The sequence below is a fragment of the Pseudomonas sp. S49 genome, from assembly GCF_009866785.1.
GTDB lineage: Bacteria > Pseudomonadota > Gammaproteobacteria > Pseudomonadales > Pseudomonadaceae > Aquipseudomonas.
On sequence record NZ_CP019432.1, the window covers coordinates 25,514 to 45,169 of the forward strand.

Genomic DNA, 19,656 nt, shown 5'->3' on the forward strand with positions numbered 1-19,656 from the left:
CGTTGGTCAGGCGGAGGTCAGGATGGCTGATTATTTCGAACGGCTGAACTACGCGTTGGGGGATGAAGACACGGCGCTCGAGTACGCCATTCTGCCCGAGCATGCCAGGCACGTGTTGGGCGTTGCCGGCTGCGGCGGTCGGCTTCTACCGTTGCTGGCCCGCCACCCGGCCCGCATGACTTGCGCTGATATCAGTGGGCCGCAGCTGGCCTTTACCCGCTTGCGTTTAGCTTTGCTTGAGCAGACCGATCGCCAGTCGTTCATGGATTTCATGGGCTACCGGCCGGAAACGTCGGTGACTCGGCGAAAATCCATATTTCGCCTTCTGGATCTGCCTCCGCTTGATCGCCGCTGGCTGGCGGACTTGCTTCATTCCCGTCATTGGCAGGCACCGATTTACCAAGGGGCCTTCGAGCAGACTCTGCAGCGGTTGGCGAAGGTCAATGGATTGTTCACCGGCAAGGCGGGGCGAGCGATTTTCCAGTTTCGTGATCTGGGAGAGCAATCGGCTTATTACCAAAGCCGGTTTCCCCTCAAGCGCTGGAAGGCTGTGATCGCCTTGTTGGGCAACGCAGCGGTGCTCAATTCGCTGTTGTACAAAGGGGCGTTTCCCCGCAACAACCTGGGTATCAGTTCCCGCGAGGTGTATCTGGATATCTTCCATACCTTGTTTACCACCCAGGTCGTGCGCGAAAGCTTTTTCCTGCAGATGCTGTTTTTCGGTGAGCTGCGCTATCCGCAGGGCTTTCCACTGGAGTGCGATCCGCAGGTTTTTCAACAGGCACACAAGGCGCTGCAGCAATGCCAGCTGACCGTGGTGCAGGGCGATATTTTCGACTGTGCTTCCAGGTGCAGGGATGTCGACTTTGTCTCGTTTTCCGACGTGCCTTCATTCCTGCCGGCGGAGGTTGGCATCGATGTTCTGCAGCGGCTCCGACCCGCTCTGGGCGAGGACGCACTGACGGTTATTCGTGGCCATTTGCATGTGATCAGGCCCGATTGCGAAGGCTTCTGCGACGTTACCGCGCAGTTTCAGGACGCGATCGCACGAGAAAAAACTCAACTCTGGCGAGTACAGGTCTACCGCCAGACATCATCTGTGCAGGTATCTCGATGAATACACCTCATCCGACCGTCAATTGGGTCAAGAACCGTGTCCGTCAGGCACGTGACGATCAGCAGCAATTGTTCGACGCCGGGCTCAATGGCCTGAACCTGGTGCAGCGCGATGGCAAGGTCATAGAGTTGAGCAGTGGCGAGCAGTTGACCGAATTTCTCTCGTGCTCCTATCTGGGACTCGAGAGCGATCCCCGTCTGGTTCAAGGCGCAGTACAAGCCGTCGAGTCTTTCGGTGTGCAGTTTGCTGCCGCCCGCACCCGAGCGCTGCTACCGCCGATGCGCGAACTCGATGAGCAGTTGAACCACATATTCCAGGGGCATACGGTGACATTCAACTCGGTGGGCAGCGCACATCTGGGGTGTCTGCCGCTGTTGGGCTCCGGTGAATTGCCGTCGTATCCCTTGCGCCGTGGCCCAGGCTGGATCGTTGACCGCGCGGCCCATGCTTCGATGCAAGTACTGCAAGGCATTCTGTGGCAGTTCGGTCCCGTCCAGCGCTGCGATTGCAGTGATCTTCAGCAAGTCGAGGACGCTTGTTCTGCAGCCGTCGCTGCCGGCAACACACCCATTATGCTGACTGACAGCATCGGTTCGATGCGCGGGCTTTATCCCGTTAACAGGCTGCTGCAACTGGCTGAGCGCTTTGAGGGTTATCTGTATGCGGATGACGCTCACGGCACTTCGATCCATGGCCAGGCCGGGGGCGGTTATGCACTTGATGTCGCTGCTGAGCCGTTGCGTGATCGTTTGATCCTGCTGTCGTCATTGTCCAAAGCCTTCGGTGCTACCGGCGGTGCAATTACGGTGCTGACGTCGGCCGATGCCGAGCTGATTCGGCGCCATGCGTCGACGTATACGTTCGGGGGGCCACTGTCCATGGGCGGTGTCGGTGCGGCAGTCGCCTCGGCAAGCATTCACCTTTCTGCACAGTTGGGGGCGTTGCAGGCGGCGTTATGGAGAAATGTCGAAGCTATAGATGGTCTGCTCGGGCCGGTACTGGGCAACCATCAGATTGCTTCACCCATACGTTTCGTCCGGGTCGGTGCCGAACGAGACGCCATCAGCCTGGCGTTGCACCTGCGTCGGCACGCTATCGCGGTCACCACGGCCTTGTTTCCGGTGGTGGCCAAAGGTGAAGCAATCCTGCGACTGGCCATCAGCGCCAATCACAGCGAGGTTCAGTTGGAGCATCTGGCCAGTGCTGTCAACGAAGGATTCGCTGAGTTGGGCATTCGTCAGGGAGAGCCGCATCATGTGCAGTGACCTGATGCAACGGAGCAGTGCAAAGACGGTTCAGGCTGCAGCCGCCGAGGCCTTCGTGCGTAAATTGGCCTATGCGCGGTCGCTGCCGTGGTTCTGCACGCTATGTCCGCAGATTCAACACATACAGACCGCCGAGGATCTGCATCGGCTGCCAATCCTCGCCGTGGAGGACGATCAGGGCGGGTTGCTGTTTACCCACCTCAGCGAAGCGTCACATTGCGCACCGGGCGGTGGGCTGACCCTGACTTCAGGTGGCAGCACCGGCAATCGCAAGCACATCACCCATTCCTGGGCATTCAACGAAAGCATCGTACCCTTGGGTGCGCGAATGTTTGCTGCGACCGGTGAACTGCCCCGTGTCGTCATCAATTGCCTGACGCCTGGTGAAATGCAGGGAGCCTTTCAATACGCGGCGGCCATCGTCCAGCACATTGGCGCACGCCTGCTGCCTGCAGGCGCGTTGATGGGCATGCAGCGCATAGCCGGGTTGATTCACTCACAAGCAGCCGATGCACTGATCTGCACGCCCTCTTTCGCCGAGGCGCTGTTCAATCATGCCGATGTCGATGGGGTGCAACTGCGCAGTTTGAGATGGCTCTACTACATTGGCGAACCTTGCCGTCAGCCGCTACGCGAGCAACTGGCCCGAGACTGGCCGGCCCTGAGCATTCGATCATTGGGTTATAGCTCGACAGAGACCGGCCCGATCGGTTTCCAGTGCGCGCACCTCGAGCATGGTTTCTACCATTTGCATGCAGACGCCATGTTGCTTGAGGTGGTCGATCCCTTCAGCCTGCAAGCAGTGGTGGACGGTGAAACCGGCGAGTTTCTGCTGACCCCTCTGCTGCCCGATCAGGTGCCTCTGCTACGGTATCGCATTGGCGATCGTGGGCGAGTTTTGGACAGGCAATCCGGTTGTGCCTGTGGCAGCGCTTTGCCAATACTGGAACTGCAGGGTCGAATCGAAGCTTCGATCAAGCTGGGCGGTGCGATCATCACTCAGCGACAGGTCCTGAGTGTGCTCGCAGAAACGTTGCCCGAACTGCACGCTTCGGATGTGCAGGTGCAGATTGATCGACAGGCCGACGGTGCGCACCTGCGGCTGCTTATCGCTAAGGATCGATTACCCGCCGCTGCTGAACGTGTCATCGAACAGGCTTTGCACAACGAGGCGCAAGCGAGCGCATTGCTCAGATTGCCCGGTGTGTTGGGCATGCAGGTACAGCGTCTGCCCCGTGGTGATTTCGCAACCACCCTGGCAGGCAAGACGCCGTTCTTTGTCGAGAGGTGACGTCCCGGGCCAGCCTCGTGAGGCTCGCCCGGGTGCTTTGTTTGATGGCTGCGTTTCAGGGTTGCAGAACGGTGGAGCCGGTAGTGCGCCGCGCCGACAGCTCGGTTTGCGCCTTCGCCGCGTCAGCCAGTGGATACCGCTGGCTGACGTCCACTTTCAATTTGCCGCTGATGATCATCTCGAACAATTCATCGGCCATCCGCTGCAGATTCTCGGCATTGTTGGCATAAGTCGCCAGCGTCGGCCGGGTCACGTATAGCGAGCCTTTGGCGGCCAGAATGCCCAGATTGACCCCGTCCACCGCACCGGAAGCATTGCCGAAGCTCACGACCAGACCGCGCGGCGATACGCTGTCGAGCGAGGTCAGCCAAGTGTCCTTGCCCACGCCGTCGTAGACCACCGGGACTTTTTTACCGCCGGTCAACTCCAGCACGCGTTGTGCAACGTTTTCGTGGCTGTAATCAATGGTTGCCCAAGCGCCATTGACCTTGGCCAGTTCGGCTTTTTCCTTGGAACTGACGGTGCCGATCAGCTTCACGCCCAACGCCTTGGCCCACTGACAGGCCAGCGACCCGACGCCACCGGCCGCCGCGTGAAACAGAATGGTTTCGCCACCCTTGAGTTCGTAGGTCTGGCGCAACAGGTATTGCACGGTCAGACCCTTGAGCATGACCCCCGCTGCCGTTTCGAAACTGATTTCGTCCGGCAGGTGCACCAGATTGTCCTGGGGCAGTACATGCAATTCGCTGTAAGCCCCCAATGGGCCGCTGCCGTACGCCACGCGATCACCGACCTTGAAGCGGGTGACGTCGCTGCCCACTGCATCGACGATGCCTGCACCCTCAGCTCCCAGGCCGGATGGCAAGGCGGGTGGCGCATACAGCCCGCTACGGAAATAGGTGTCGATGAAGTTCAGGCCGATCGCCTTGTTGGCCACGCGCACCTGATTCGGGCCGGGCGCGGCGGGTTCGTAGTCAACATACTCGAGCACTTCGGGACCGCCGTGGGCGCGGAACTGGATACGCTTTGCCATCTGCCTGCTCTCCTTGGGTCTTTCGTGAGCCCCCTATCCAACTCTCATGCTTGATCTTCGTCAACTGCGGCGCGCCGTTGTGCGGTGGTATGCTACGCGCCCATTTGCGTCGCCCGTCCGCGGGGCGCCGCCCGATTCAAGGTGAAGCCATGACGACCCGCACCGACGCCGTAAAGGCCTATCTGCTCGACCTGCAAGACCGTATCTGCGCCGCCCTCGAAAGCGAAGACGGCGGCACGCGCTTCGTCGAAGACGCCTGGACCCGGCCCGCTGGCGGCGGCGGTCGCACCCGCGTGATCGAGAACGGCACGCTGATCGAAAAGGGCGGCGTCAACTTTTCCCACGTCTTTGGCAGCGGTCTGCCGCCGTCAGCCAGCGCCCACCGTCCTGAACTGGCCGGTCGCGGTTTTGAAGCCCTCGGCGTGTCGCTGGTGATTCACCCACACAACCCGCATGTGCCGACTTCCCATGCCAATGTGCGCTTTTTCATCGCCGAGAAAGAAGGTGAAGAGCCGGTCTGGTGGTTTGGTGGCGGCTTCGACCTGACCCCGTATTACGGCAACGAAGAGGACTGCATTCATTGGCACCGCGTTGCCGAGCAGGCTTGCGCGCCGTTCGGCCCGGACGTCTACCCGCGTTACAAGGCCTGGTGCGACACCTACTTCCATATCAAGCATCGTCACGAGCCGCGCGGCATTGGCGGTTTGTTCTTCGACGACCTGAACGAGTGGGACTTCGATACCAGCTTCGCCTTCATGCGCGCCATCGGCGATGCCTACATTGATGCGTATCTGCCAATCGTGCAGCGCCGCAAAAATGATGCGTTCACCGCTCAACAGCGTGAGTTCCAGGAATTCCGCCGTGGCCGCTACGTCGAGTTCAACCTGGTTTATGACCGTGGCACGCTGTTCGGCCTGCAATCGGGCGGGCGTACCGAGTCGATCCTGATGTCGCTGCCGCCGCAAGTGCGCTGGGGTTACGACTGGAAGGCCGAGCCTGGCAGCGAAGAAGCGCGCCTGACCGAGTACTTCCTGCAAGATCGCGACTGGCTGGCCCAGGACTGAGGATTTCTGATGGATCGTTACGTCGTTTTCGGTAACCCGATCGGTCACAGCAAATCGCCGATGATTCACAAGCTGTTTGCCGAACAGACCGGCCAGCACCTCGACTACAGCACCCTGCTGGCGCCGCTTGATGATTTCGCTGGCTGCGCCACGGCGTTTTTCCAGGAAGGTCGCGGCGCCAACGTTACTGTGCCGTTCAAGGAAGACGCTTACCGTTTGGCCAACAGCTTGACGGCGCGGGCGCAACGGGCCGGCGCGGTGAACACCTTGAGCAAACTGGCCGATGACTCGCTGCTCGGTGACAACACCGACGGCGCCGGGCTGGTGCGTGATCTGACGGTGAATGCCGGCTTCAGCCTGACCGGCAAACGCATCCTGTTGCTGGGGGCTGGCGGTGCAGTGCGTGGGGCGCTCGAACCGTTGCTGGCCGAAAAACCCGCATCGGTGATCATCGCCAATCGCACGGTGGACAAGGCTGAGTTGCTGGCGGAGTTGTTCTGCGACCTGGGGCCGGTGTCGGCCAGTGGTTTCGACTGGCTGCGCGAGCCGGTGGACGTGATCATCAATGCCACGTCGGCGAGCCTGACCGGTGATGTACCGCCGATTGCGCCGAGCCTGATCGAGCCGGGTAAAACCCTGTGCTACGACATGATGTACGGCAAGGAACCGACGGCGTTCTGCCGCTGGGCCAGTGAACAGGGCGCGGCGGTGGCGATGGATGGCTTGGGAATGCTCGCCGAGCAGGCCGCCGAGGCGTTCTTTTTGTGGCGCGGTGTGCGCCCAGACACGGCGCCCGTGCTCACAGAGCTGCGTCGACAACTGGCCCTTTAAAAGCTTCGCGAGCAAGCTCGCTCCCACAGTGGAAGGCGATCAAATGTGGGAGCGAGCTTGCTCGCGAATGGCCGCACCGCCGGTCTTTGATCAATCCTCAAACCGGATCGGGCATTTCTCCGGCCCCTCAAGCTTCCTCAACTCCTCCACCACCTGCGGCCGCGCCCGGCGCAAGGTCAGGCTGCGATCCTGGCTCAGCAAGCGCCGCGCCTCCTGATGCAGCATCTCCACCCCTGAATAGTCGATGAAGTTGATCTGCTGCGCCTCGATCACCACCCGCGCGCCGTGCATGCGTTGCAATCTCACCTGCAGATAATGGCTGGCGCCGAAAAAGATCGAGCCGCCGACGCGTAAAACATCGTCCTCACCGTCACGCCAATGTTGCACGCGTGGTTGCGAGGTGCGTTTGAGGTAGAAGAATAGTGACGCCAGCACGCCGGCATAAATCGCCGTCTGCAGTTCCAGCAGCAGCGTTGCGAGGCAGGTCAGGGCCATGACCACGAACTCGGCGCGACTGACCCGCAGCAATGCGCGGATGCCGCGATGATCGACCAGACCCCAGGCGATCAACAGAATGCTGCCGGCCATTGCCGGGATGGGAATGTGTGAAATCAGCCCGGCGCCGAAAATCGCAAACAACGCCACCCAGATCGCCGAAAAGATCCCGGCCAGTGGCGAGCACGCGCCTGCCTCGTAACTCAAACCGGAGCGGGTAAACGATCCCGCCGACAGCGAGCCGGAAAAGAACGCCCCGACAATATTGGATAAACCCTGCGCGCGGACTTCCTGATTGGCATCGAGAAACTGTTGCGACCGCGCCGAAATCGAGCGCGCAATCGACAGGCTGGTGACCAACCCGAGCATGCCCACCGCCACGGCACTTGGCAGCAGGCGCAGAATCAGATCCAGGTCCAGCGGCAACGCACTGAACGGCGGCAAACGCCCGACGAATGCGCTGACCAGATGCACATGGCCGAACATCGCCGGCCACAGCCATACCAGCAGACTGGCCAATGCGAGGGTTATCAACAGCGTCGGCCAGCGCGGTAGCAATTGTTTCAACACCACACCGACGACCACCGTTGCCACACCGAGCACCAGCGAAGGTTTATCCACAGCCCGGAAGTGTTGCAGCAGATCCACCAGACTCGCCAGCGCCGTCGCCTTGGCCGGCAGGTCCAGCCCCAGCAGATTCGGCAATTGCCCAATGGCAATCACCACCGCCGCGCCGAGGGTGAACCCCAGCACCACCGAGTGCGAGACGAAATTCACCAAAGCGCCGAAGCGCAGCAAACCGAGCAGCCACTGGAAAATCCCGGCGAGGAAGGTCAGCAGCAGGATCAGCGTGATGTAGTCCTGCGATGCCGGTACGGCCAAAGGGCTGACACTGGCGTACAGCACGATCGAAATGGCCGCTGTAGGGCCGCAGATCAGATGCCACGATGAGCCCCACAGGCAGGCGATCAATACCGGGATAATTGCGGCATAGAGGCCGTATTCAGGTGGGAGCCCGGCGATCAGCGCGTAGGCAATCGACTGGGGTAACGCGAGAATCGCACCGCTGAGGCCGACGATCAGGTCCCGTCCGACGCTGGCGCGGGTTTGCCGCGGCAGCCAGGTGAGAAAGGGCAAGAGAGAGTGGCGGCTGGGGAAGGCCATGGGTCCTCGCGGTTGGGGTTTTGTTCAAGGTTATCAGGGTGCCAGGGGAAAGGCCCCTCACCCTAGCCCTCTCCCGGAGGGAGAGGGGACTGACCGTGGTGTTTGTCAGAGATTCATCAACCTGCGATTTCACCGTTGAACGCAAGTTTTGAATCCTACAAATATCGGCTCCCTTCCCCCTCGCCCCCTCTGGGGGAGAGGGCTGGGGTGAGGGGGCAAAAATCTCAAGCCAAACCCAATTCCAGCCACCCCACAATCAAAGCTTCGCTTTCACCGCCGCCAACGCATCCTTCCCGTCAGCCGTCTTCACCCCCTCCAGCCACTTATCCAGCACCGCCGGATTCGCCTTGATCCAAGCCTTCGCCGCCTCGGCATTAGTGACCTTCTTGTTCACCACCTCAGCCATAATGCTGTTCTCCATCTCCTGAGTGAACGACAGATTGCTCAGCAACTTACCCACATTCGGACACGCCTCGGCATACCCTTTACGCGTCAACGTAAACACGCTGCCGGTGTCGCCAAAGTACTTCTCGCCACCCTTCAGGTAATGCATCTTCAACTGCACGTTCATCGGGTGCGGAGTCCAGCCGAGGAAGGTGACGAATTTCTGCTTCTTCACCGCTCGCGATACTTCCGCCAGCATCGCCTGTTCACTGGATTCGATGAGCTTCCACTGACCCATGTCGAAGTCATTCTTCTTGATGATTTCCTGCAACGAGATATTCGCCGGCGCGCCCGAACCGATGCCGTAAATTTTGCGATCGAACTTGTCCGCGTATTTGTTCAGGTCGGCAAAGTTATGCACACCCGCGTCCCACACGTAGTCCGGCACAGCGAGGGTGAACTCGGTGCCGTCGAGGTTCTTCGCCAGTTGCGTGACGTCACCGGTAGCGACGAACTTGTCATAGAAGCCCTGCTGCGCCGGCATCCAGTTGCCGAGAAACACATCCACCTGGCCGTCTTTCAAACCGCCAAAGGTGATCGGCACCGCGAGGGTGTCGACCTTGGCCTTGTAGCCCATGCCGTCCAGCAGAAACCCGGTGATGGCGTTGGTCGCGGCGATGTCGCTCCAGCCCGGGTCGGCCATTTTCACCGTGGCGCAACTCTGCTCGGCGAACGCCGAAGCGCTGCTCAACGCGATCAGGCCGACCGTCACTACTGTGGATAACTTACGCATGGACTTCCCCTTAACATTATTGGTTTTGGCAGGGTTGTGGATAACGTGCTTTGCGTTCCAGATCATCGAGGTCGATGTGGTTGCGCATGTACTGCTGACTGGCATCCACCAGCGGCTGGTGATCCCAGCTCTTCAGCTTGCCGATGGTTAACGCGTCGGCAACAAAACGCCGACGGCGCTGGCTGGCAAGGACTTCCCGGTGAATCGCCGGAATGTCCCACTTGGCCCGGGCTTCGGCGAGAAAATCGTCGAACAGCTGGCGATGTTGCGGCGATTGACTGAGTTCTTCCAGTTCGCGCGGATCGTTGCTCACATCGAAGAGTAGGCAGGGGTCGCTTTCACTGTAGATAAATTTGTAGGCACCGCGACGGATCATCATCAGTGGGCTGACGGTGCCTTCGGCCATGTATTCGCCGAACACTTCGTCATGACCGCCCTGCCCTTGCAGATGCGCGACCAGTGAGCGGCCATCCAGCGGCAAGCCGGGCTCCAGCGTGCCGCCGGCCAGTTCAACGAAGGTTGGTAACAGGTCAGCGGTCGATACCGCAGCGCTGACACGCCCGGCAGCGAATTGGCCCGGAGCACTTATCAACAGGGGGACTCGGGCCGCCATTTCATACCAGTGCATTTTGTACCAGAGGCCTTTGTCGCCAAGCATGTCGCCGTGGTCACCGGAAAACACGATGACGGTGTCATCGATCAGACCCGTTTCTGCCAGCGTTTGCAGAAGTTTGCCGACGTTGGCGTCGATATAGCTGCAGGCACCGAAGTACGCCCGGCGCGCATCGCGAATCTTATCCACAGGCAGTGGTTTATCCCACAGGTCGTAAACCTTGAGCAGGCGCTGCGAGTGTGGATCGAGTTCGTGTTGATCCGGGGTTGTAGGCAACGGGATATCTGCATCGTCGTACAAATCCCAGAACGCCTTGGGAATTGTGTACGGATCGTGTGGGTGAGTCATCGATACAGTCAGGCAGAACGGCTGATCGCCGTCCTCGCGAATATGATCGAACAGATATTGTTGCGCCTTGAACACCACCTCTTCGTCGAAATCGAGTTGGTTGGTGCGCACACACGGACCGGCCTGCAGCACCGACGACATATTGTGATACCAGCTCGGCCGTACATCCGGCTCATCCCAGTTCACCGCCCAGCCATAGTCGGCCGGGTAGATATCGCTGGTGAGGCGCTCTTCGTAGCCGTGCAACTGATCAGGGCCACAGAAATGCATCTTGCCCGACAGCGCCGTGCGGTAGCCGAGGCGGCGCAAGTAATGGGCATAGGTCGGCACATCGGCAGGGAAATCGGCGGCGTTGTCATAGGCGCCGATCTTGCTCGGCAATTGGCCGCTGACCAGGGTGAAACGCGAGGGCGCGCACAACGGGCTGTTGCAGTAAGCGGCATCGAACACCACGCCATGTTCGGCGAGGCGGGAAAGATTCGGCAGTTTGATCGGCGAAGGGCCGTAGAACGGCAACATTGGCGCGGCCATCTGATCGGCCATGATGAAAAGAATATTCTTGCGCTTCATGTGATCGCGGCATTCCATAGTGAATATTTATGCGACATTGCTGCGATCGAGCATGGAGTCCATGCTGTAGTCGGTAAAGCCCGCGCCGGACAATGACTAGGATAAGCACAGCTTATGTATGACGCCTTGGGAAATCTGTCGCTCGACCTGTTGCGCGCCTTCGAAGCGGCAGCCCGCCACCGCAGCTTTACCGCAGCGGCGGTAGAGCTTGGCACCACGCAACCAGCGATCAGTCAGCAGATCAAACGGCTGGAGGAACAACTCGGCACGCGGCTGTTTGATCGCATTTACCGAGGGATTGAGCTGACCGAAGTGGGTGCGATCCTGTTCGAGCAAGTTACCCTTGGTTTGCAGAATATCGACGCCGGATTGAGCGCGATCAGCGCACAGCAGCAACATGAGGTGCTGCAGGTCGCTACCGATTTTGCCTTCGCCGCTTATTGGTTGATGCCCCGTCTGCACCGTTTTCACGAAGCCAATCCGCAGGTCGACGTCAGCCTGGTGACCAGTGAACGCAACCACAACATGCTGCGCACCGATATTGACGTGGCCATCCTGTTTGGCGACGGGCGTTTCAAACAGGGCGAGAGTCACTGGTTGTTCAGCGAAGAAGTGTTCCCGGTGTGCAGTCCGCAATTGCTCAAGGACCGCGCCCTGCCCCTGCCTGCTCTGGCGTTACTGGAGTTTCCGTTGTTGCACCTGCGTGGGGAAAACAGCAGCAACTGGTTTGACTGGAGTGGTCTGTTTCGCCAGCTCGGCATCACCACGCCGCCCGCCCCGGGGCAATTGCGCTTCGACAATTACACGCTGTTGATTCAAGCGGCGATTGGCGGCCAAGGCGTGGCGATTGGTTGGCGGCACCTTGTGGATAACTTGCTGAGTCAGGGTTTGCTGTGCCGACCCATTGCCGAAACCACCCTGTCGCGCCTCGGTTATTACGTAGTGCTCCCGCAACGCAAACGCCGGGGTGCGTTGATTCAGCAGTTTGTTGATTGGCTGATGGCGGAACAGGCGAGCAGCGCAAAATCCCTCAATGGACTCGCGTTGCCTTCCATCGCCGTATAGCGGCCTATTCGCTGGCCGCCACGAAATTCACATGCTGCCCCACATGCAAATTCAGCCGCAGTTCATCAGCAATCCCCACCGCCACGCGATTCAGCCGTTCCAGCGGTTCGGCCAGACCCGGTTCCAGATTGCCGCCGACCTGACTGAAATGCTCAATCGTCAGCCCGGCCACGCCATGGGGCGCATTGACCAGCGTCCAGTGCAGCGGACTGCTTTGCACGGCTTCACGTATTTCCTCGGCGGCGTGACGTTGCAGGCGATCATCGACATCCGGCTCATCCAGCACGGCAAAATCGCCCACCAGAAACAGCCGCGACACATTGGCCGCTTGCAGCCCATCGACCAGCGCATCGACGGCCAGCACCTGTTCGACCGGGCCGAGCACGACAGCCCGTTCCACCTGATCGCTACTGAACGGCAACCCCGGCGCATCCAGTAAACAGATGACCGCCGAACTACCGGCCACGCTCTGATTGATCCGCTCCGAGTCGAACAAATCGCCGGTTTTGGTGCGCAAACCCGGACGCGGTGCGAGTGCGGTCAAATCGTCGAGGATGGCAATGACTTCGTGCTGACGCCGCAGCAACTCAGCCATCAACGCGCTGCCCAGGCTACTCATGGCACCATAGAGCACCACTTTTACCGCCGGGGTTTCGGCATTTTTCATGGCTGATCCCTTTTCTTATCCCTTGTATGGCGTGTGACATACGGGCAACGCCGAGGGTTCGAACCGATTTCCGAGGGTTTGTGATGCAAGCAATCAAGGGCTACCACGCCCACGTCTATTTCGACGCCAATACCATTGAGCAGGCGCGGGCCTTGTGTGAGCAGGCTGCGAAGCTGTTTCCGTTGAAGATGGGCCGCGTCCACGAACGTCCGGTCGGGCCGCATCCGGACTGGAGTTGCCAATTGGCCTTCGGCCCTGAGTTGATCGGCGAGGTGCTGCCGTGGCTGGCGCTCAATCGCCAAGGTCTGGTGGTGTTTATGCACCCGGACACTGGGGATGATTTGCTCGACCACACCGAACACGCGATCTGGATGGGTGCGATCCGGCCGCTGAATCTGTCGGTTTTTTAATCAGGCTCTATAAGCCTACAGCGTTTCTTCAGCTTCGCCCGGAAGCTGCTCGTCCAGATGCAGCCAGGGCAATTGGCTGTCCGTCCAGATATGTCGCTCGGCCGGTGCCAGTTGCGGCTGATCCAGCGTGGCGATGGTCACGTCGATGCTCTCGGGGCTGAGCGACGTCACCAACGCCAGTTGCGCACCGCAGTTCGGGCAGAAGAAGCGCGCGCAACTGGCCGACGAGTCGTACCGCGATGGCGCCCCGGCCAGCCACTGGAAATTTGCCGCCGGCACGGTAATCCAGGTCGTGACGATTCCACCGCTGACTCGGCGACAAATCGAACAATGGCAATGGGCGATATCCTGCAACGCCCCGCTGAACTGATAACGAATGTGTCCGCAATGGCAGCCGCCGCTGTGCAATTCGCTCATTTCGAAGCTCCCCTTCCCGTGTTCATTGACTCTGGTTCGCATCCGACGGCCGGTTGACCGTTCATTCAAAGCTTTCTGCAGCGAAAGGTAGCTGAAAGCTTCCGCGATTAGCATCGCCTCCACTTCCGGCAACAGACCGGTTGGCCAACGCGTGTGATACCTCGCACGAACGGCCCAATTAACAACAACAATGGTGATTCTGATGTCCTCTGTAGCCCGCCTTTTCGCTGTCACTCCGCCCGTACGTCTCGTGCTTCCCGTTCTGCGCTGATCCCGTCCGATCTGCTCACTCAACTAGCCGCGCTACGCCTGGAGTATTCCCATGCTGACTTTCCTTGGCTTCGCCATGGTCATCACGTTCATGTTCCTGATCATGACCAAGCGCCTGTCCGCGCTGATCGCTCTGATCATCATCCCGATCGTCTTCGCCCTGTTCGGCGGTTTTGCACCGAAGATCGGCCCGATGATGCTCGAAGGCATCACCAAGCTCGCGCCGACTGGCGTGATGCTGATGTTCGCGATTCTATATTTCGCCCTGATGATTGACTCCGGCCTGTTTGACCCGGCCGTGCGTAAGATTCTCAAACTGGTCAAGGGTGACCCGCTGAAGGTTTCGGTCGGCACCGCCGTACTGGCGCTCGTCGTTTCCCTCGATGGTGACGGCGCGACCACTTATATGATCTGCGTGGCCGCCATGCTGCCGCTGTACAGCCGCATCGGCATGAGCCCGCGGATCATGGCCGGCCTGATCATCCTCGCCGGTGGCGTGATGAACATGACCCCATGGGGCGGCCCGACTGCCCGTGCCGCCAGTGCGCTGCATGTCGACCCGTCGGATATCTTCGTGCCGATGATTCCGGCGATGGCGGCGGGTGTTTTGGCGATCCTGGTGATCGCCTACTTCTACGGTAAACGTGAGCGTGCGCGTCTGGGTGAGCTGCATCTGGTTGGCGATGACATCGATCACAGCGAAATCAGCGTGTCGCAATTCCCGGATGCCCGCCGTCCGAAACTGATCTGGTTCAACGGCGCCCTGACCTTCGGCCTGATGTGCACCCTGATCGCCGGCCTGCTGCCATTGCCGGTGTTGTTCATGGTCGCGTTCAGTATTGCCATGATCGTCAACTACCCTTGCCTGCAGATGCAGAAGGATCGCGTCGCGGCTCACGCCGGTAGCGTGCTGGCAGTGGTCGGGCTGATCTTTGCGGCGGGTATCTTCACCGGTATCCTGTCCGGCACCGGCATGGTCGATGCGATGTCGAAGAGCCTGTTGGCAGTGATTCCGGACTTTCTCGGCCCGTACCTGGCCGTGATCACGGCGCTGGTGAGCATGCCGTTCACCTTCTTCATGTCCAACGATGCGTTCTACTATGGCGTGTTGCCGGTGTTGGCCGAAGCCGCCAGCCACTATGGGATCACCGCAGTGGAAATGGCCCGTGCCTCGATCGTCGGTCAGCCCGTCCACTTGCTGAGCCCGTTGGTGCCATCGACGTATCTGTTGGTAGCCCTGGCCGGCATTGATTTCGGTGACCACCAGCGTTTCACCCTGAAATGGGCGATCCTGGTTTGTATCTGCATCCTGATTGCTGCACTGCTGTTGGGGACTTTCCCGGTGTTCAGCACTCTATAAGCCCAAGACTCACCGTTTCGGGTCCTGGCTTCGCGGTTTGAAGCCCGGACCTTTTTCGGTTTAACAATCGCTCAAAGGAATACACATGGAATGGCTGACCAACCCCGAAATCTGGGTTGCCTTCTTCACCCTGACCGCCCTGGAAATCGTCCTCGGCATCGATAACATCATCATGATTTCGATCCTGGTCAGCCGCATGCCGAAACACATGCAGCAGCGCACCCGGATCTTCGGTCTTGGCCTGGCCATGATCACCCGCATCCTGTTGCTGCTGTCGATCACCTGGGTCATGCGCCTCACCGCCGACCTGTTCGAAGTGTTCGGTCAGGGCATTTCCGGCCGTGACCTGATTCTGTTCTTCGGTGGTCTGTTCCTGCTGTGGAAGAGCTCGCAAGAGATGTACCACGCGCTGGAAGGCGAAGACGAAAGCGACGACACGCCTGGCGGCAAGGGCGGCAACTTCCTCTACACCATCATCCAGATCGCGATCATCGACATCGTCTTCTCGCTGGATTCGGTGATCACTGCCGTGGGTATGGTGTCCCACGTGCCGGTGATGGTCGCGGCGATTGTCGTGGCCGTGCTGGTGATGATGCTGGCGTCGGGCAAGATCAGCGAGTTCATCGACAAGCACCCGTCGTTGAAGATGCTGGCGCTGTCGTTCCTGCTGGTGGTCGGTACCGTGCTGATTGCCGAGTCGTTCGACGTGCATGTGCCGAAAGGCTACGTCTACTTCGCCATGGCGTTCTCGCTGGCGGTTGAGGCGATCAACATCAAGCTGCGCGGCGCAATGGCCAAGAAGCGACAGCAGCAAGATCCGGTGAAACTGCGCAAGGACATCCCGGGCCAATAACCCGGTAGTCTTCAGGCAACACCCCTTGTAGGAGTGAGCCTGCTCGCGATAGCGGTCTGTCAGTCAACATCAATGTTGAGGCTGATGGCCCTATCGCGAGCAGGCTCACTCCTACATTTTTTTGTGTTGGATTCGGGATACGCGTGAATCCATTTTCATGACACTTTTGTTTCAATCCACACTTTAGCTGTGCAATGCTGGCGCCCAGACCGTTAGCCAACTACAGCTTAAGTATCAAAAACGTAGAAACCGCGCGGTACCGTCCACTTGCCCCTCTGGGGCGCTGCTACTACAGGGGGTTTGTATGCTCACCCTGCTCAATCTGCTTTCCGCCGTCGCCCTGCTGATCTGGGGCACGCACATCGTTCGAACCGGCATCCTGCGGGTGTACGGCACCAACCTGCGCCATGTGATTGGCCAGAACATGTCCAAGCGCTGGCTCGCCTTTGTCGCCGGCATCGTCGTCACCGCCATGGTGCAGAGCAGCAACGCCACCGCCATGCTCGTCACCTCCTTCGTCGGCCAGGGCCTGATGGCGCTGACCCCGGCGCTGGCGACCATGCTCGGCGCCGACGTCGGTACCGCGCTGATGGCGCGGGTGCTGACGTTTGATCTGTCATGGCTGTCGCCGCTGCTGATCTTTCTCGGGGTGATTTTCTTTCTGTCGCGCAAACAGACGCGGCTCGGACAGATGGGCCGGGTGTCCATCGGTCTGGGGCTGATCATTCTCGCGCTGCAATTGATCGTCGAGGCCGCCGCGCCGATCACCCATGCCCAAGGTGTGAAGGTGATTTTCGCCTCGTTGACTGGCGACATCCTGCTCGACGCCTTGGTCGGCGCGCTGTTCGCGATGATTTCCTATTCCAGCCTCGCGGCCGTGCTGCTCACCGCGACGCTGGCCGGTGCTGCGGTCATCAGTCTGCCGGTGGCGATCGGTCTGGTGATCGGCGCCAACATCGGCAGCGGCGTGCTGGCGTTCATGAGTACCAGCATGCAGAACGCCGCCGGCCGGCAAGTGGCGTTGGGCAGTCTGTTGTACAAACTCATTGGCCTGCTGCTGATCATCCCGGTGCTCGATCCGCTGGTGCACTGGATCGACAGCCTCGATTTCAGTCCGCAGGAAATGGTCATCGGTTTTCACCTGCTCTACAACACCGTGCGCTGCCTGATTCTGCTGCCAAGCGTCGGGCCGATGGCGCGCCTGTGTGCGTGGTTGCTGCCGGAGCGGCCGGAGGTCAACGGCACCGCCAAACCGCGTCACCTCGACGCCACCGCACTGGTCACGCCGAGTCTGGCGCTGGCCAACGCCGCGCGGGAAACCCTGCGCATGGGTGATCTGCTGGAGAACATGCTCGACGCCACCCTTGATGTACTGCGCGGCAAGCAGACCGCTGTCACCCAGGAAATACGTCGGCTGACCGATGACATCGAATCCTTGTACAGCGCGATCAAGCTCTACCTGGCGCAGATGCCCCGCGAAGACCTCGGCGAGCAGGACAGTCGACGCTGGGCCGAGATCATCGAACTGTCGATCAACCTGAAACTGGCCAGCGACCTGATCGAACGCATGCTGCGCAAGATCCAGCAGCAGAAGACTTCGCAGCGGCGCTCGTTTTCTGAAGAAGGTCTGGAAGATCTCGCCGGATTGCAGCAGCAATTGATTGCTAACCTGCGTCTGGGCCTCTCGGTATTCCTCAGCGGTGACCGCGAAAGTGCCCGCCAGCTACTGCGCGAGAAACGCCGCTTTCGCGCACAGGAGCGCCGTCTGGCGCATGCGCATGTCAGCCGTTTGCAACGCAAGATCGTCCAGAGTCTGGAAACCAGTTCGTTGCACCTGGAGTTGATTGCCGACATGAAGCGCTTGAATTCACTGTTTTGCGGCAGTGCGTATGTGGTGCTGGAAACGGCCGACACCGGAGCGCTGGCGGCGGATGATATTGCCGACATTACGCATTCGCCTTGAACGACTGGGGCTGGGTTTAGTCAGTTACATTGATTCAGCCTTAAGACCTTCGCGAGCAGGCTCGCTCCCACAGGGGAATGCGTTTCGAATGTGGGAGCGACGGTGCGACGATTCGACCTGCTCGCGAATGGCGGCCTGAATAGCGACACGGATCTCCAAATCAGCCGTATGGAAGCCTGTTATGCGTTGCCTGTTGTTCGCCTGTCTGTTGCTCGGTTCCCTGCCCGCCTTTGCCCTGGATCGTTTTCAGGTCGAAGGCTATGCGCTGCCCAACGGTTTGCAGTTGCTGCTCAAGCCCGGCACCGAGCGCGGGCATGTGGCGATCCGGCTGGTGGTCGGCGTCGGCCTCGATGATTTCGATTGCGATGACAAGGAGCTGCCGCACCTGCTTGAGCACTTGTTGTTCAGCGGCATCGACGCCACCGGCGAAGGCGGTTTAGAGGAGCGCATGCAGGCACTGGGCGGTGACTGGAATGCCTTCACCAGCAACGCCGACACCACGTTTGTCATTGAGGCCCCGGCGAAAAACCAGCGCAAAGTGCTCGACCTGCTGCTCGCTCTGCTGACGCAAACGCGCATCGACGACAACGCGATCAACGCCGCCAAACGGGTGGTCGAGCGCGAGGACGGTGGCCATTACACCCGGCTACAACGTTTTCTCGATCGTCAGGATCTCGGCCACACCGCGGCCAATCAACTCGCCGTCGAACTGGGCCTGAAATGCCCGCAGCGTGCCGAAGTCGGTCACCTGACTCAGGAGCAGTTGGAAAAGGTGCGCAAGGCCTGGTACGCGCCGAACAACATGACCCTGATCGTCGTCGGCGAACTCGACAAACTGCTGCCGGCTTACCTGGAACGCACCTGGGGGGCACTCGAAGCGGTTGAGCCGAGCGAACACCGTGCACTGCCAGACATCAGCACCAGCGCCGCCCATGAGCGCACCCTCACCCGTGGTTTTATCGGCGACAGCGCCAAGCTGCACTGGCTGGTGCCGGAGCCGGTGATCGATGATCAGTACGACCAGACCTTCGACATTCTCAAGGATTATCTGGACTGGGCGCTGTACCGGCAGATCCGCCTCAATCACGGTTTGTCCTATGGACCTTGGGCCGAGCGCGAAGTGTTTGGCGGTGTCGGCTTCATGAGCCTGAATGCCGATCTGGATCGCGACGATGTCGACGAAGCCATCCAGGTGCTGGAAGACCTCAAGGCCGATCTGCTGAAAAACGGCCTCGACCCGGACACCTTTGCGCGGATCAAACAGGCTTCCATCGCCCATCAAGCCTGGGCGGTGCAAGGCAACAGCGCGATGGCGGATTACTACTGGAGTGCGCTGAGTGATTACGAGGATGGCCGTTTCGCCAACCCGGCGCGCGAGCTGCAAGGGGTGACACTGGAAGCGGCGAACAAGGCTATGCGTGAGTTGCTGCTGCAACCGGGGTATCTGCGGATCGAGAAGCCATTGATCAGTGATGATCAGGTGTTGTGGTTGAGTGCGGGTGGCTTGGGTCTGGTGTTGTTGATCCTGATCGGTTGGCGTTTGCATCACCGCCGAAAATCCGCCGAACACTAACCCCTGTGGGAGCGAGCCTGCTCGCGAAAGCGGTGGGTCATACAACAAATGTGGTGACTGACCCACCGCATTCGCGAGCAGGCTCGCTCCCACAGGGTGAGTGGTGAATT

Annotated in this window: 17 protein-coding genes; 11 read left to right on the plus strand and 6 right to left on the minus strand. The window is 59.9% G+C overall.

All coding sequences use genetic code 11. The features are described 5' to 3' along the window. Positions 1 to 22 precede the first annotated feature (22 nt). Genes PspS49_RS00125 through PspS49_RS00135 form a run of 3 tightly spaced genes read left to right on the plus strand, consistent with a single transcriptional unit; the run spans position 23 to position 3,673 of the window. Entirely contained in the window at positions 23 to 1,117 is a 1,095-nt protein-coding gene (locus PspS49_RS00125; protein WP_150749928.1) for a DUF3419 family protein, read from the plus strand. Then, the gene (locus tag PspS49_RS00130; RefSeq protein WP_160037644.1) at positions 1,114 to 2,382 is read left to right on the plus strand and encodes an aminotransferase class I/II-fold pyridoxal phosphate-dependent enzyme; all 1,269 of its coding nucleotides are present in this window, start codon (positions 1,114 to 1,116) and stop codon (positions 2,380 to 2,382) included. The genes PspS49_RS00125 and PspS49_RS00130 overlap by 4 nt, the downstream gene beginning before the upstream one ends. Next, the gene (locus tag PspS49_RS00135; protein WP_238786312.1) at positions 2,372 to 3,673 is read left to right on the plus strand and encodes an AMP-binding protein; all 1,302 of its coding nucleotides are present in this window, start codon (positions 2,372 to 2,374) and stop codon (positions 3,671 to 3,673) included. The genes PspS49_RS00130 and PspS49_RS00135 overlap by 11 nt, the downstream gene beginning before the upstream one ends. Before the next feature lie 55 nt (positions 3,674 to 3,728). On the opposite strand, the gene PspS49_RS00140 is transcribed toward PspS49_RS00135, so the two are convergent. Continuing rightward, positions 3,729 to 4,706 (minus strand): NADPH:quinone reductase, encoded by a 978-nt coding sequence (locus PspS49_RS00140; RefSeq protein WP_160037646.1) that lies wholly within the window; start codon positions 4,704 to 4,706, stop codon positions 3,729 to 3,731. Positions 4,707 to 4,855: 149 nt separating this feature from the next. Here PspS49_RS00140 and hemF point away from each other — a divergent pair, with 149 nt between their 5' ends. Next, on the plus strand, positions 4,856 to 5,770 hold the full coding sequence (hemF, locus tag PspS49_RS00145) for an oxygen-dependent coproporphyrinogen oxidase (RefSeq protein WP_127925289.1): 915 nt from the start codon (positions 4,856 to 4,858) through the stop codon (positions 5,768 to 5,770). 9 nt (positions 5,771 to 5,779) lie between these two features. After that, on the plus strand, positions 5,780 to 6,601 hold the full coding sequence (gene aroE, locus PspS49_RS00150) for a shikimate dehydrogenase (RefSeq protein WP_160037648.1): 822 nt from the start codon (positions 5,780 to 5,782) through the stop codon (positions 6,599 to 6,601). A gap of 90 nt (positions 6,602 to 6,691) precedes the next feature. Here the strand turns inward: aroE and PspS49_RS00155 are convergent, their stop codons facing one another. From PspS49_RS00155 to betC, 3 genes are all read right to left on the minus strand, one after another. Then, positions 6,692 to 8,260, minus strand: coding sequence for a SulP family inorganic anion transporter (locus tag PspS49_RS00155; RefSeq protein ID WP_150749932.1), 1,569 nt, complete (start codon positions 8,258 to 8,260; stop codon positions 6,692 to 6,694). A gap of 256 nt (positions 8,261 to 8,516) precedes the next feature. Continuing rightward, positions 8,517 to 9,437, minus strand: a complete 921-nt coding sequence (choX, locus tag PspS49_RS00160; protein WP_160037650.1) for a choline ABC transporter substrate-binding protein — start codon at positions 9,435 to 9,437, stop codon at positions 8,517 to 8,519. Positions 9,438 to 9,453: 16 nt separating this feature from the next. Then, positions 9,454 to 10,968: a choline-sulfatase gene (gene betC, locus PspS49_RS00165; RefSeq protein ID WP_160037652.1), complete on the minus strand. Its 1,515-nt coding sequence runs from the start codon at positions 10,966 to 10,968 to the stop codon at positions 9,454 to 9,456. 114 nt (positions 10,969 to 11,082) lie between these two features. On the opposite strand from betC, the gene PspS49_RS00170 reads away from it, so the two are divergent. Next, complete coding sequence (locus PspS49_RS00170) at positions 11,083 to 12,033, plus strand: LysR family transcriptional regulator (protein ID WP_160037654.1); 951 nt, start codon at positions 11,083 to 11,085, stop codon at positions 12,031 to 12,033. A 4-nt stretch (positions 12,034 to 12,037) separates the two neighbouring features. Here PspS49_RS00170 and PspS49_RS00175 read toward each other — a convergent pair whose 3' ends face one another. Further along, complete coding sequence (locus PspS49_RS00175) at positions 12,038 to 12,700, minus strand: NAD(P)H-binding protein (protein WP_127925294.1); 663 nt, start codon at positions 12,698 to 12,700, stop codon at positions 12,038 to 12,040. An 83-nt stretch (positions 12,701 to 12,783) separates the two neighbouring features. Here PspS49_RS00175 and PspS49_RS00180 point away from each other — a divergent pair, with 83 nt between their 5' ends. Then, a complete protein-coding gene (locus tag PspS49_RS00180; protein ID WP_160037656.1) occupies positions 12,784 to 13,110 on the plus strand; it encodes a DOPA 4,5-dioxygenase family protein in 327 nt (108 codons plus the stop codon). Between the two features lie 15 nt (positions 13,111 to 13,125). Here the strand turns inward: PspS49_RS00180 and PspS49_RS00185 are convergent, their stop codons facing one another. Continuing rightward, a complete protein-coding gene (locus PspS49_RS00185; RefSeq protein WP_127925296.1) occupies positions 13,126 to 13,527 on the minus strand; it encodes a GFA family protein in 402 nt (133 codons plus the stop codon). A gap of 322 nt (positions 13,528 to 13,849) precedes the next feature. On the opposite strand from PspS49_RS00185, the gene PspS49_RS00190 reads away from it, so the two are divergent. The 4 genes from PspS49_RS00190 to PspS49_RS00205 all read left to right on the plus strand — a co-directional run bounded on the left by PspS49_RS00190 (position 13,850) and on the right by PspS49_RS00205 (position 19,546). After that, complete coding sequence (locus PspS49_RS00190; protein ID WP_095049556.1) at positions 13,850 to 15,157, plus strand: CitMHS family transporter; 1,308 nt, start codon at positions 13,850 to 13,852, stop codon at positions 15,155 to 15,157. Positions 15,158 to 15,242: 85 nt separating this feature from the next. Then, entirely contained in the window at positions 15,243 to 16,010 is a 768-nt protein-coding gene (locus PspS49_RS00195; RefSeq protein WP_095119663.1) for a TerC family protein, read from the plus strand. A gap of 304 nt (positions 16,011 to 16,314) precedes the next feature. Further along, positions 16,315 to 17,973: a Na/Pi cotransporter family protein gene (locus PspS49_RS00200; RefSeq protein WP_150749937.1), complete on the plus strand. Its 1,659-nt coding sequence runs from the start codon at positions 16,315 to 16,317 to the stop codon at positions 17,971 to 17,973. Between the two features lie 181 nt (positions 17,974 to 18,154). Further along, complete coding sequence (locus PspS49_RS00205; RefSeq protein WP_150776548.1) at positions 18,155 to 19,546, plus strand: insulinase family protein; 1,392 nt, start codon at positions 18,155 to 18,157, stop codon at positions 19,544 to 19,546. The last annotated feature ends 110 nt before the right edge of the window (positions 19,547 to 19,656 follow it).